The organism is Exiguobacterium sp. s131 (genome assembly GCF_018617345.1).
GTDB classification, from domain to species: Bacteria; Bacillota; Bacilli; order Exiguobacteriales; family Exiguobacteriaceae; genus Exiguobacterium; species Exiguobacterium profundum.
Genome location: NZ_JACSJX010000001.1, coordinates 190,530 through 203,887 on the forward strand (window position 1 = coordinate 190,530; position 13,358 = coordinate 203,887).

Annotated in this window: 15 protein-coding genes; 13 read left to right on the forward strand and 2 right to left on the reverse strand. The window is 48.2% G+C overall.

Annotation, left to right across the window (positions count from 1 at the left end; translation table 11 throughout):
* Nucleotides 1-7 precede the first annotated feature (7 nt).
* The 4 genes from KNO69_RS01095 to KNO69_RS01110 are packed head-to-tail and all read left to right on the forward strand — an operon-like array spanning nucleotide 8 to nucleotide 3,889.
* Nucleotides 8-1,333 (forward strand): nucleotide sugar dehydrogenase, encoded by a 1,326-nt coding sequence (locus tag KNO69_RS01095; protein ID WP_196431291.1) that lies wholly within the window; start codon nucleotides 8-10, stop codon nucleotides 1,331-1,333.
* Nucleotides 1,321-2,451 (forward strand): glycosyltransferase family 4 protein, encoded by a 1,131-nt coding sequence (locus tag KNO69_RS01100; protein WP_214815420.1) that lies wholly within the window; start codon nucleotides 1,321-1,323, stop codon nucleotides 2,449-2,451. The genes KNO69_RS01095 and KNO69_RS01100 overlap by 13 nt, the downstream gene beginning before the upstream one ends.
* Before the next feature lie 33 nt (nucleotides 2,452-2,484).
* Nucleotides 2,485-3,234 carry a hypothetical protein gene (locus tag KNO69_RS01105; protein WP_078147699.1) on the forward strand — a complete coding sequence of 250 codons (750 nt, stop codon included), beginning with the start codon at nucleotides 2,485-2,487 and terminating at the stop codon, nucleotides 3,232-3,234.
* A 4-nt stretch (nucleotides 3,235-3,238) separates the two neighbouring features.
* Nucleotides 3,239-3,889 (forward strand): hypothetical protein, encoded by a 651-nt coding sequence (locus KNO69_RS01110; protein ID WP_214815422.1) that lies wholly within the window; start codon nucleotides 3,239-3,241, stop codon nucleotides 3,887-3,889.
* A 9-nt stretch (nucleotides 3,890-3,898) separates the two neighbouring features.
* Here KNO69_RS01110 and KNO69_RS01115 read toward each other — a convergent pair whose 3' ends face one another.
* Both KNO69_RS01115 and KNO69_RS01120 read right to left on the reverse strand, forming a co-directional pair.
* Nucleotides 3,899-4,663, reverse strand: a complete 765-nt coding sequence (locus KNO69_RS01115; protein ID WP_196431288.1) for a MerR family transcriptional regulator — start codon at nucleotides 4,661-4,663, stop codon at nucleotides 3,899-3,901.
* Nucleotides 4,664-4,699: 36 nt separating this feature from the next.
* Complete coding sequence (locus tag KNO69_RS01120; protein ID WP_214815424.1) at nucleotides 4,700-5,176, reverse strand: GNAT family N-acetyltransferase; 477 nt, start codon at nucleotides 5,174-5,176, stop codon at nucleotides 4,700-4,702.
* 213 nt (nucleotides 5,177-5,389) lie between these two features.
* On the opposite strand from KNO69_RS01120, the gene KNO69_RS01125 reads away from it, so the two are divergent.
* The 9 genes from KNO69_RS01125 to KNO69_RS01160 all read left to right on the forward strand — a co-directional run bounded on the left by KNO69_RS01125 (nucleotide 5,390) and on the right by KNO69_RS01160 (nucleotide 12,988).
* Complete coding sequence (locus KNO69_RS01125; RefSeq protein WP_214687582.1) at nucleotides 5,390-7,093, forward strand: glycoside hydrolase family 13 protein; 1,704 nt, start codon at nucleotides 5,390-5,392, stop codon at nucleotides 7,091-7,093.
* A gap of 118 nt (nucleotides 7,094-7,211) precedes the next feature.
* A complete protein-coding gene (locus KNO69_RS01130) occupies nucleotides 7,212-7,874 on the forward strand; it encodes a Type 1 glutamine amidotransferase-like domain-containing protein (protein ID WP_214815426.1) in 663 nt (220 codons plus the stop codon).
* A 34-nt stretch (nucleotides 7,875-7,908) separates the two neighbouring features.
* Nucleotides 7,909-8,229 (forward strand): GNAT family N-acetyltransferase, encoded by a 321-nt coding sequence (locus tag KNO69_RS15425; RefSeq protein WP_353047471.1) that lies wholly within the window; start codon nucleotides 7,909-7,911, stop codon nucleotides 8,227-8,229.
* Nucleotides 8,123-8,464: a GNAT family N-acetyltransferase gene (locus tag KNO69_RS15430; protein ID WP_353047472.1), complete on the forward strand. Its 342-nt coding sequence runs from the start codon at nucleotides 8,123-8,125 to the stop codon at nucleotides 8,462-8,464. Before KNO69_RS15425 ends, KNO69_RS15430 begins: the two co-directional genes overlap by 107 nt.
* 51 nt (nucleotides 8,465-8,515) lie before the next feature.
* Entirely contained in the window at nucleotides 8,516-8,935 is a 420-nt protein-coding gene (locus KNO69_RS01140) for a YwiB family protein (protein ID WP_074035651.1), read from the forward strand.
* The gene (locus tag KNO69_RS01145) at nucleotides 8,932-9,360 is read left to right on the forward strand and encodes a hypothetical protein (RefSeq protein WP_214815428.1); all 429 of its coding nucleotides are present in this window, start codon (nucleotides 8,932-8,934) and stop codon (nucleotides 9,358-9,360) included. The genes KNO69_RS01140 and KNO69_RS01145 overlap by 4 nt, the downstream gene beginning before the upstream one ends.
* Nucleotides 9,361-9,526: 166 nt before the next feature.
* Complete coding sequence (locus KNO69_RS01150) at nucleotides 9,527-10,045, forward strand: GNAT family N-acetyltransferase (protein ID WP_214815430.1); 519 nt, start codon at nucleotides 9,527-9,529, stop codon at nucleotides 10,043-10,045.
* 7 nt (nucleotides 10,046-10,052) lie between these two features.
* On the forward strand, nucleotides 10,053-10,769 hold the full coding sequence (locus KNO69_RS01155) for a hypothetical protein (RefSeq protein ID WP_214815432.1): 717 nt from the start codon (nucleotides 10,053-10,055) through the stop codon (nucleotides 10,767-10,769).
* Nucleotides 10,770-10,861: 92 nt separating this feature from the next.
* Entirely contained in the window at nucleotides 10,862-12,988 is a 2,127-nt protein-coding gene (locus KNO69_RS01160) for a (Fe-S)-binding protein (protein ID WP_214815434.1), read from the forward strand.
* Nucleotides 12,989-13,358 lie beyond the last annotated feature (370 nt).

Genomic DNA, 13,358 nt, shown 5'->3' on the forward strand with positions numbered 1-13,358 from the left:
GATGGACATGGATAAACTCATCTCAGAATCACGTACAACACGAAAAACCATTGCCAATCGTCACGTAGCTGTAGTCGGATTAGGATATGTCGGACTCCCTGTCGCTGTTGCGCTAGGTGGCGTAGGAGACGTCATCGGAGTAGACATCAATGAAACGCGTATCAATGAGCTTACCCTTCATCTCGACAGCACGCGAGAAGTTGAATCAGTAGACCTTGAGCAAGCAGCGGTCTTATATACGACGGATGTCGCCAAACTTGAAGAGGCGGATTTCATTATCGTGGCTGTGCCGACACCCATCAATGACCAAAATCAACCAGATCTAGGACCAATTTGTAGCGCGACTCGTGCTGTTGGAGCGCATTTGCGACCGGGCACGATTGTCGTATACGAATCTACGGTCTATCCGGGACTGACAGAGGAAGAGTGTATCCCATTACTTGAAAAAACATCGGGTCTCCGGGCTGGGATTGATTTTAAAGTCGGCTACTCTCCAGAACGAATCAATCCGGGCGACCGTGAGCATACATTCCGCACAATCAAAAAAGTCGTAGCTGCCGAGGATGAAGAAACACTCGATGTGGTAGCGGCTGTTTATGAGACGGTAGTCGATGCCGGGGTTCATCGCGCTTCCTCGATTAAAGTGGCTGAGGCGGCCAAAGTGATCGAGAATACACAGCGAGATTTGAACATCGCGTTGATGAATGAATTGGCCATCATCTTCGATCGCATGAACATCGATACGCTCGAGGTGTTAGAGGCTGCCGGGACGAAATGGAACTTCCTAAACTTCCGGCCAGGTCTAGTCGGTGGACATTGTATCGGCGTCGACCCATTCTATTTGACGATGAAGTCTGAAATGCTCGGTTATCATCCGGAAGTGATTTTAGCAGGTCGTCGAATCAACGAGACGATGGGACGTTTCGTCGCCACATCATTGATAAAAACGATGATTAGTCAAAACATGGCCATTCTCGGATCGCGCGTAACGGTCCTCGGGATGTCCTTCAAAGAGAACGTCAGTGATATCCGAAATTCGAAAGTGGCTTCCTTGATTCGAGAGGTCGAGGAGTTCGGCTTAGAAGTGCAAGTGTGTGACCCGCTCGTCGATCCGGAAGAGGTACGACGAGAGTATGGAATCGACGTCAAATCATACTGTGACTTAAAACCAGCGGACGTCGTCATCTATGCCGTGTCTCACGATGAATTCGTTCAAGAAGGATGGACGATTGCGAAACGCCAGCTGAAGTTAGGCCGTGGTATCGTCATTGACTTGAAAGGCATGCTCGATCGTGCGATGAAGCCGGAGGAGGTGCACTTATGGCGCCTTTAAAAATCCTCCAGTTCTGCGCCGTCGATATGACAGCGGATGTGTTGCTACGTCCTCTCATTGAGTCGCTCAAGGCGGAAGGGCACGAAGTTGACGTCGCGTGCGCTTACGGTGATCGGACGGATCGTCTTCGGGACGAAGGCTGGGTCATTCATACGTTTCCAATCGATCGAAAGTTTAGCCCGAAGCGTAATCTACAGACCATTCAAGAGTTGGTGAGGTTATTGCGTCGTGAAAAATATGATGCCATCCACGTCCACACCCCGGTGGCCGCAGCGTTAGGAAGAGTTGCGGCCCGCATTGCCAGGACACCACATATTCTCTATACCGCACATGGATTTTACTTCCACGAACGAATGGGTCGAATTGCATACGAACTCGTCTTCTGGTTAGAGAAATCACTCGCGGCATTAGCGACCGATTGGTTGTTGCTCCAAAGCGAGGAAGATTACTCACTCGCTAAAACAAGACATTTCAAAGAGGACGAACGATTGATGCATCTCGGAAACGGGATTGATTTAAATCGATTTTATCCAACAGAGAAACACATTTCCCCAGAACATTTAAAGTTCTTGTTTGTCGGAAGGCTCGTTCAAGAAAAAGGAATCCTAGATTTACTTCAGGCGTTCGATGAACTGACGAAACGCTATCCGAACGCGACGTTGACGATTGCTGGAGAGTTGATGACGAGTGAACGTGATCAAGAGACGGCGAAACAAGTCGAGGCGCATTTAGCCCAAAATCCACAGATTCATTACGCCGGATTCGTTCGGGATACCCCCTCTTTATTTGCAGAACACGACGTCTTTTTACTTCCCTCTTATCGTGAAGGATTGCCACGCTCTATTCTTGAAGCCATGGCGTCCGGATTACCTGTCATCGCTACCGATATCCGTGGCTGTCGAGAAGAAGTCACGGATGGGGAAACCGGATTTCTCGTTCCCGTCGGTCGACCTGAGGCACTGACCTTGGCGATGCGTTGGTTCATTGAACATCCTGAACAGTGTTATTCATTCGGGCAACGTGGTCGCGAAGTGGTCGAAGAAAAATTTGATGAAACGAAAATTTTAAGTCGTCAACTTCACCTGTTCGCACAAATTAGTAGCCGTGAAGTGGGATGAACCGATACGTCAATCACGTAAGGGGGAGGCGACATGGGAAAGCAACAACTGATTGATCACTTACAAGAGGCTTCTTCGGACGGTCGCCTCACCATCTACATGTATCAGAAATGGCAAAAGATTCACGGCGGGGCAACCGTGGTGGAATTATTGGAAATGTACGGATCATGGTCGAATGTACTGCGTTTGGCTGGGTTGGAACAGCAAACGCCACGGTTCACAAAGAAGGAAATGATTCAAATGCTTCGTGAAGCGGCGAAAGAGCATGATTCATTCAATAGTGCCGATTATCGAAAGTGGGCCATGACCAATGATGCACCGACGTTGACAGAGGTCGTCATTCAGTTCGGATCGTGGAAAGTGGCACTGATTGAGGCGAATTTGAAGAGTATCATCTCGTTCGATCAAAAATGTGAAATCATCCAATCGTTACTTGATGCCAATGAAGAGCTTCATCCATTGACGTCGACCGCTTATGCCAAATGGGCCAAGCAGAACCAACGTCCGAGTATCACGAAAGTGGTGAGGCGTTTCGGGTCTTGGTCCCAAGCGTTAGACGAGATTGGCATCTCAACGCGAGAGTTGTTCACGGAGAAGCAAATGATGGACGCGCTACACGAGGCAGATGAACATTTGACCGCTCTCTCGCCATGGGGTTATGAAGTGTGGCAAAAAGAAAAGGGAAATCGTCCGACATTAAAAGACATTCAACAAATGTTTGGTTCATTTGATGTGGCGGTCCGAGAGATGCGTCAAACCGCAAACCAAAGTGGAGGGAGATGAGAAAATGCGAGTTGTACTCTGCACGGGCGACCACTGGAGTTCAACACTTGTCTATCAAGCGATACGGGATTTAGGCGTCACACATGTGATCATGGAAGATGGTCCGACACCGACTCATGTCAACACGTGGAAAGAACTTCTGACACAATCGTACATTTCCTTCCTGACTCCCATAATGCGGAGGTTCAGTCGAGAACGAATCGCGGAGTTGCAGTCGCGGTATGCTTTCTGTGACGATTCGATTCCGGAACAGCGTATGACGCGTGTCGTTTCCTTACAAGATAAAAAAGCGGGACATACGATTCGACACCTGCAACCGGACGTCATCATCATGTACGAAGTTGCGGAAATGAACGAACGATTGTTACAAGAAATGAACTGTCCCATCTTAAACATCACCCCATCGATGGCAGTGGGACAACGAGAAGCATATTGGGGATTCCATAACCACACATCGAGAAAAGAAGTTCGACTTTGCCAGTGGACGAAGAAAGGATGGACCCCACTAACGAGTGAAGTAATCTATACAGGTGGAACGGACAACTTCTCGACATTCCCTTATATTTATTTGGCGACGAGTCTGCCGATGTTACAAAAACATCTTCAAATAGGACCGCAAGAAGACACCGAGCGACGAAAAAAAGTCCAAGCCTGAGGCTTGGACTTAACTGTTCGCGATACAATAGTATTGGATGGCCTCGTTATAATACGCAGCGAGCCCCGGCTCGAAGCGATCATAAAATGCGGTGAATCGTTCATCCGTCACATACATCTGTCCGAGTCCACTGAACATATCGAGTGAACAGTCGTAAAAGTGTGTGTCGATGAACAGATGATTGTCTTTCACAATCGATTGAACTCGGTCGTCATCGATTGCGATTTGTGAACGAAATAAATCAACGAGTGGCGCAATCAAATCGAGTTGCATTTGATTGATGCGTTCCCAGTCCGCTTTCGATCGCTTCTGCGCACGTTCTTGTGCTGTCTTGTAAGCTGAAGTCTCTCCCCAACGTTCCTGCACTTCCTCTTGATGTTTCGCCTCGTGAGCTTGAATCTCCTCATAAGATAATCCATCAAATAATGACTTGTCATCCATTGGAATCCCTCCTTTGAGTGAGGTGAGGGTCGCTTCTGCCGTCTCGGCAAGCTGAGCGAAATAGGCTGCTTTCTGTCGCAACGCCTCGATATGTCCACTCAACACATCAATCCGGTTGAACGTCGTTGAATCAAGCAATTCTCCGATTTGATCGAGAGGAACATCGAGCGTGCGATAGAGTAAGATGAGTTGCAACCGTTCCGCATCGCGCGAAGAATAACGCCGATAGCCGTTGGCGTCACGGTTCGCAATGAGAAGACCGATTGCGTCATAATGTCGAAGCGTTCGCGTTGTCGTTCCAGCGAGTGACGCAAGTTGTTGAATCGAATACATCCCTTCACCTCCTTAGTCAAAGCGTAAAGGTTGACGTCACGTTAAGGTCAAGCCTTTTTTTTCAAACAGTGAGAATCCATTTCGTTCGCCGATATAGTGGAAACCGAACCGAGGATAGTAGTTATTTAAGAAGGCGTTATCGGCAACACAGTCCAATCGAATGGTCGAAGACGTGTTTGCTAAGGCATGCTGCATCAAACGTTCCCCGATGCGTTCACCTTTTGCACTCGAGTCCGTGACGAGTCGATGCAAGTAGACGGCACCGTCCGGGTCGTCCCATAGATTATGGTCCCAGTCAGTCGGAGGAATCAGGCTGACGGCACCGACGACTTGCTGATCTCGTTCGTAAACAAACACCGTCCCGTTCGTCAAATCGTGACGGACATAGTCGGAACGACTCGGCTCTAAATATTTGACCCATTGCGACTTTCCGGCTACTTGGAACTCTTTTGCTTTCTTTAAAATCAATTGATCGACTGCTGAAAAATCCTCCATTGTGGCAAATCGAAACATGATGAAGCACCTCGCTTTCATTTCTTTTCAAAATCGTGTAGGGTACACGTTGAGTATGCTGATGAAACATCTTTGTATCATCGAATGTTTTTTGGTAAGATAAATTTATTGCATCGTGCAAACGATTGCGCTAATGATATAAAGTTCACAGCACGAATAAGATAAGTATAAATGATGAGCAGTGAGTTTTGGGATAAGGAGTATCTAGATCACATGCAACTTTTACAACGAGAACAACAAACACAAACGCTTAAACGCAACTGGTGGAAAGAAGCCGTCGCCTATCAAATTTATCCTCGTAGCTTTTATGACGCGAATGGGGACGGAATTGGAGACATTCAAGGAATCATTGATAAGCTCGACTATTTGAAAGACCTCGGTATTGATGTTATCTGGATTTGCCCGATGTATAAATCGCCAAACGATGATAACGGTTATGACATTAGTGACTATCAAGATATCATGGATGAGTTCGGTACGATGGAAGACTTCGACCGCTTATTGGACGAAGTGCATCAGCGCGGTATGAAGCTGTTGCTCGACCTCGTCGTCAACCATACGTCGGATGAGCACCCTTGGTTCATTGAATCGAAGAGCTCAAAAGACAATCCGAAGCGCGACTGGTATATCTGGCGCGACGGAAAACCGGACGGGTCGAAGCCGAATAACTGGGAATCGATCTTTGGTGGCTCGGCTTGGGAATTCGATGAAACGACGGAGCAATACTACTTGCATGTCTTCTCGAAGAAACAGCCGGACCTCAATTGGGAAAATCCTGAGATGCGTACAGCGGTATACGATATGATCAACTGGTGGCTCGAAAAAGGGATCGACGGATTCCGTGTCGATGCAATCAGCCATATTCGCAAGAACCCGACGTTCGCCGACTTGCCAAACCCGAACGACCTCGACTTTGTACCGTCGTTCGAGATGCACATGAACGTGGACGGAATTCACGACTATTTAGAAGAGCTTCGTGACGAGACGTTCAATAAACATGACATCATGACGGTCGGTGAAGCGAACGGCGTCTCACCTGACGATGCCCATCTATGGGTCGGTGAAAAGGAAGGGAAGATGAACATGGTCTTCCAATTCGAACACATGGACCTTTGGAGTGAAGATGTCGATTCGAAACTCGATGTCGTTCACTTGAAGAACGTGTTGACGAAATGGCAAAAAGGACTTGAGGCCGATGGATGGAACGCCCTTTACGTCGAAAACCATGACCAGACGCGTACGGTCTCGAAATGGGGAGACGATGAGCGTTACTGGAAAGAAAGCGCGAAGTCGATTGCGATGATGTACTTCCTCATGCAAGGGACGCCGTTTATCTATCAAGGTCAAGAGATCGGGATGACGAACGTCAAATTCGATTCGATCGATCAATATGATGACATCGCGACACGCAACCGCTACTATATCGGTGTCGAACAAGGGAAGAGTCATGACGAGATGATGCGCATCACGTGGAACTCGTCACGCGACAACACGCGTACACCGATGCAGTGGAGTGATGCCCCGAACGCCGGATTCACGTTCGCAGAGCAGCCATGGGTCGGCATCAACCCGAACTATACGGATATCAACGTCGAATCACAGCTTAAAGATGAGGACTCAATCTTTAACTTCTATAAAGAGATGATTCAACTTCGTAAAGATAATGAGACGTTTGTTTACGGGGCGTATGATGTCGTCTTGCCGGAACACCCGGAAGTCTATGCGTATACGCGTACGCTCGGTGACACGCAGTACCTCGTCGTCACGAACTTGACGGCGAAAGAGACGATGTTTGATATGGATCAGACACTTCGTGCGCAAGATGTCGTCTTGAGCAACATGCCGGTTGAAGGCGATGCGGAATCATCGCTCCTTCACTTGAAACCGTTCGAAGGTCGCGTGTATAAAATTAGCTAATGTTTCAGAACTTCAAGGTCGTGGACGAAAATTCGTCTACGGCCTTTTTTGTTGGAAAAAGGGGATAACGGCGACTCATGCGAACTCCTTATAGGGAGATGAGAAGGAGGAAACGTAAATGAAACTGTTATTAACGTCAGCAGGTATTAAGAACGAAAGCATCAAACGAGCACTTCTCGAGTTATTAGACAAGCCGATTGAAGAGTGTAATGCACTCTGTATCCCAACAGCCATTTATGCGTTGAACGGGGGAACGAAACACGCATGGAACTTTTTCAACGGAGATTTCTCGACGCCGATGTGTGAGTTGGGCTGGAAGTCGGTTGGGGTGCTCGAACTGAGCGCACTCCCGAGTATCGATGAGTCGGTGTGGAGACCGGCGTTTGATAAGGCAGACGTATTATTGGTGAATGGGGGCGATCCGCTCTTTCTCTACCATTGGATGAAACAGTCCGGGGTAGCCTCGCTGCTCCCGTCTTGGAAAGGCGTCTACGTTGGATTGAGTGCAGGTAGCATGGTGATGACACCACGAATCGGCGAGGAGTTTGTCGGATGGCGCGCATCCGATGAGCAGAGCGATGAGACGTTAGGGTTTGTCGACTTCTCGATCTTTCCACATCTCGACCATGACATGTTACCGGGGAACACGTCACGTCATGCAGCAGATTGGGCGGAAGCGCTACAGGCACCGGCCTATGCGATTGACGACGAGACGGCGATTCGCGTGAAGGATGGGAAGGTCGATGTGATTTCGGAAGGGAATTGGAAGAAGTTTTTCTGACTGTATAAAAGCAATAGGAAGGGGACCTGAGAGATTGAACCGATTTACTCATCAACGAAAAACGAATCGAATCATCGTACGACCGTTAGAGAAACAAGATTATGACGCGTGGTTAAGTGGATTTACAAATCGTCGTATTTCGCAACACGTGTACGATCCCGGGAAATTAGACATGAGCGACTGTACGTCCGTTTGGTTCGGTCAGCTAGTCGACATACACCAATCACTCGCACATGAAGACCGTGCGCATGTCTTTGGGATTTTCCGGCTTGAAGATGGGATACATCTCGGCATGGTGGATTTCTCGACATTGGCGCGAGATGGATTTCATTGGGGTCGGGTATACCATCCATAACCAACATTGGCAAAACGGATATGGCACAGAGGCGGTCGATTTAGCGATGCGCATCGCCTTTGACGACTTAAATTTTCAACGGATCGAGGCACACATCAATCTCGACAATGAGGCATCCGTTCGTCTCGTAGAGCGTGTCGGCATGTCGTACGAGTGCACGAGAGAGGGATTTATTTTTGAGAATGATGAGTGGGTAGACCATCTCGTCTATGTGAAAACGAAGCACCGTCGATAGAACGACTCCTACCACATATGGTACGATGAGTTGACGGAAAGGGGGATGAGCATGGCGATTGAACCACTTCGCGTGCGTGTCCAGCAAACAACTCGGATGAGTGACATTCTTGAGCCGATCGAACTATCGGCTGACGGTGTATACTATCCATTGAAGACTGGCTTTATTTTAATGTTTGACCAACAACAAGAGGACGGAACGGTCCCGACGACAATCAAGTACACGCCGGAACGATTGGCGCTCATCTGCAAAGGACCGATCGAGATGAACCATTCCTTCATCGAAGGTCGCTTCACGCAAAGCTTATATAAGAATGCCTATATGTCGATGACGATGGCGACGACGACATCGCGACTCGATGTGTCTGAAGAGTCATGTACGTTCGTATATGAATTATCCATGAATGAAGAAAACGTGGGTATATACGAAGTACATGTCACATGGACATTTGAAGGAGGAGAGAGCGTATGAACTTTACAGAACGCGTAAATAAGATTGAAGAGATGTTGAACGAAGACTGGTTCGAGATGCTCGAAACGAATGAAGAAGAGTATGAAGAGTGGCGCGGTCGCCTTGAAGACCATGCTGAGCAAGTCATCATGCATTATGACCAAGAAAAGGGAGTCGATGTTGATTCAATCGATAAATTGCTTCAACTGAACGATGAGTTCCCGCTCCTTTACGGGGAAGACACCGTTCGCCTGTACATCGCACTTATTGAGGCGCGGTCAGAAGACAAAGCGGTCTACGATCGGTACGTCGATTATTTGGCAGCCATCAGTGATGCATCGCATGAACAGTTTTTACATTTCCATACGCTCGTCGAAGCAGGTCGGTTGGAAGAAGCGAGACAACTCGCGCCACATATGCCACAACGGCTCGGACTCGAAGAGTAAGCATGTCAAAGGTGTCATCTGAACAGGATGACACTTTTTTCATGCCTGAAAGGGGACACACTTCGACGAGAACGTCCATTTTATTTCGAAGGTATCTTCTCTAAGATGAAGGAACAAGGAAATCAAACAGAGAACGCGAATGGAAATGGTTAAAGGGGGAAATGTGATGTTAAGACTAATCAAAACATCTGTCGAACAAAAAGAACAGATTCTCGCATTTTTACAAGAATGGTACGAACGTGATGAGCGAATCGTCCCGACTTCAGTGGACCGTGAAACGACCGACTTCGAGACATATGTCAACACGTTACGTCAGAAAGAGTTACGTGAACATATAGAGAAAGGTTGGGTCCCGAGCACGACGTATTGGCTCACGGACGGGGAGGAGCTTTTTGGCGCGACGAACATTCGTCATGAGCTGAACGAATCGCTCTTGAAGATTGGCGGGCATGTCGGGTATGGGGTGAAACCGAGCGCACGCGGGCGTGGACTCGCCACAATCCAACTGCAACTTGCGCTTGAGAAAGTGAAAGAACTTGGAATCGAGCGGGCACTCATCACGTGTAACCGGACAAATATCGCTTCCCGTCAAGTCATTTTAAACAATGGTGGCATTGCGGACACACCGTATACGGAAGAAGACGGGACAATCGTCGAGCGGTTTTGGATTGACTTGAAAGGGTGAGGACGAGATGGCGAACTGGATCATCATCTATTTGGCGCTGATTAACTTCTTCGGCATCTATTTGTTCCGGGAAGAGACCGTTCCTTCGAAAAAATGGTTCTCTTTCTCGAGCGGCATCGCCATCACGTACTTCTTCATGTATCTTTTGCCGTCCCTGAACAAACGCCAGGACACGCTTCGTGTCGATTGGTTGAATTTGGCGTTACCTTCAGAAATCTACATCGTCAGTCTCATCGGTTTCACGTTGTTTTACGGCACCATGCGGTTCGTTCGTACCCCTCACTTTCAAGATGAGGCGGTCGACCGGGCCGTTTCGTATTGGTTACAGGTGACACTCCTCACGGCCTATATGACCTTCTCGGCGTACGTGGTGACAGCCGACTCGGTGACGTTCGTTGCGAGAAGTTTCTATGCGACAGCGCTCGGTGTCCACTTTTTAGCGCTCGGGCATGACTTAAATCGTCATTATGGTGAACGTTACATGCGACAAGGACGCTATTTGTTGAGTGGTGGGATTTTACTTGGTGGGTTCTTTTCACGCTCGATTGACTTGGCGGCGCACGTCGAAGCGCTCTGTTTTGCCTTCGTGGCCGGGGCAATGATTCTCAATATCGTGAAGTTTGAACTGCCATCCGACCGAAATTTGCACTTCCGCACGTTCGTATTGGCCGTGTGCAGCTATGGGGGATTATTGCTCATATTGAAACATCTTCTAAACTTCTGATGAGAACTTCACAAAAATGAATGACTGTTCATTCATCATTTGATATACTGAATTCAAGATTGAATCCGTTTTCAAAAGGAGGAGTTTTGGGGATGTCTACATTTTTAATCGTCAACTGGATTCTATTCTTGCTCGTCCTCGGCTATGGTGTATATTTATTTGCTACGCTAGTTCATCAGCGTTATACGTTCATCAAGCTTGGGAAGAAGGCAGAATGGAGCCAAACGAACAAAGAACGACTCGAACAGGTCATGATCAACGTGTTCGGTCAAAAGAAATTGTTGAAAGATAAGAAGAGTGGCGCAATTCACGTCATGATGTTTTATGGCTTCATCCTCGTCCAATTCGGGGCGATTGATTTTATTTGGAAAGGACTAGCGGTGGGAACACGTTTCCCGCATATCCCGCTCGGTCCGTTTTATCCAATCTTTACGTTCATGCAAGAAATCGTCATGCTTATGATTCTCGTTGCGGTCGTTTGGGGATTCTACCGTCGTTACGTCGAGAAGCTCGTGCGCTTGAAACGAAACTTTTTAGCAGGTCTTGCCCTCATCTTCATCGGCGGGTTGATGGTTTCCGTATTGTTCGGGAACGGGTTTTACCTCGTCTATAAAGAAGAGCTTCCAATGTGGGGCGAACCGGTCGCGACACTCATCGGCTCAGCGTTTGCTTGGGTACCGAGCTCTGTCGCTTTCGCCTTATTCGTCGTCTTTTGGTGGATGCACCTTTTATTCTTGCTCAGCTTTATGGTCTACATCCCACAAGGAAAACACGCACACTTGATTGCCGGAACGCTCAACGTATGGCTCGGTCGCACGCACAAAGTCGGTCGCTTGGCACCTGTTGATTTTTCAGCGATGGAAGAAGCGGAAGAGTCGGATGAAGAGATTGTCTTCGGGGTCAACAAGATTGAAGACTTCAACCAGAAGCAGCTCGTCGACTTGTATGCCTGTGTCGAGTGCGGGCGTTGTACGAATGTTTGTCCGGCAACAGGAACTGGGAAGATGTTGTCGCCGATGGACTTAATCGTCAAACTTCGTGACCATATGAATATGAAAGGCGCGGCGGTCACGAGAAAATCACCGTGGGCACCTGCCCTCATGTTCCAAAACACGCAAGGTGCTGAAATCGCAGCAGCTGCGCAAGACGGCCATATGCTCGTCGCAGACGAGTTGATTGGCAACGTCATCACGGAAGAAGAAATTTGGGCTTGTACGACTTGCCGTAACTGTGAAGACCAGTGTCCGGTCATGAACGAACACGTCGATAAAATCATTGACCTTCGTCGTTACCTCGTCATGATGGAAGGGAAGATGGACCCTGAGGCACAGCGTACGGTCGCCAATATCGAGCGTCAAGGAAACCCGTGGGGAATGAACCGGAAAGAACGCGAGAACTGGCGTAAGGATACAGAGCTCGTCATCCCGACGGCGAAAGAGAAGAAAAAAGCAGGCGAGGAATTCGAGTATCTCTTCTGGGTCGGCGCGATGGGCTCTTACGATAGCCGTAGCCAAAAAGTCGCGCAGAGCTTTGCGAGCGTCTTGAACAAAGCGGGCGTCTCATTCGCCATTCTCGGAAATGAAGAAAAAAATTCAGGGGATACACCACGCCGAATCGGAAACGAGTTGCTGTTCCAAGAACTCGCCGAAGCGAACATTAAACTATTTGAGAAGTATGGGGTGACGAAAATCGTCACGGTCGACCCGCACGCGTACAATACGTTCAAAAATGAGTATCCGGACTTCGGTTTGACTGATGTGAAGGTGTATCATCATACGGAGTTGCTCGCGGAGTTACTTGACACAGGTCGGATTCAGCCAGACCTTCACGTGAACGAACGTGTCGTCTATCACGACTCTTGTTACCTTGGTCGTTATAACGGCATTTACGATGCACCACGATTCGTCTTAGAACGCATACCGGGTGTTGAACTCGTCGAAGCGACACGTAACCGTGAAAACGGTATGTGTTGTGGAGCCGGTGGTGGTCTCATGTGGCAGGAAGAAAAAGTCGGGACACGTGTCAACGTGGCTCGGACAGAACAGTTGCTTGAGACGAAACCGACTGTTATCGGTTCGGCATGTCCGTACTGTTTGACGATGTTATCTGATGGAACAAAAGCGAAGGAAGTCGATGAGACCGTCGGCACGTTCGATGTCGTCGAATTGCTCGATCGCTCGCTGAAGGCCATCGAGATACCAGAACCAGTTGTCCAATAATACATGAAGGCACGGTCCTCGGACCGTGCCTTGTTTGTTTTTCGGCCCCATTTGCTCGAGGAGGGCCGCGATGTTCGTCTCATTTTCAGGAATGAGCGCATTGATTTGACTGCTCAGTTGTTTTTCGTTCTCTGCAAGTGTGCGTACATCGGTGGCGACGACGGCGAAAACCCTTCTTAATGATTAGGTTGTTAGGATACAGTTTGTACGTTGGGCAGACCGTCAATGCGGAATTGTCATTTCAAATTCCGAGAGGATGGATGTTTGGGGTGATGGGGATGACATGGATCTTCAATATCGGGTTGATCAGTTTATATTGGTTCCGGATTAAATCGGAGACTATACATGAATCATAATTTCTTCTAGCTTT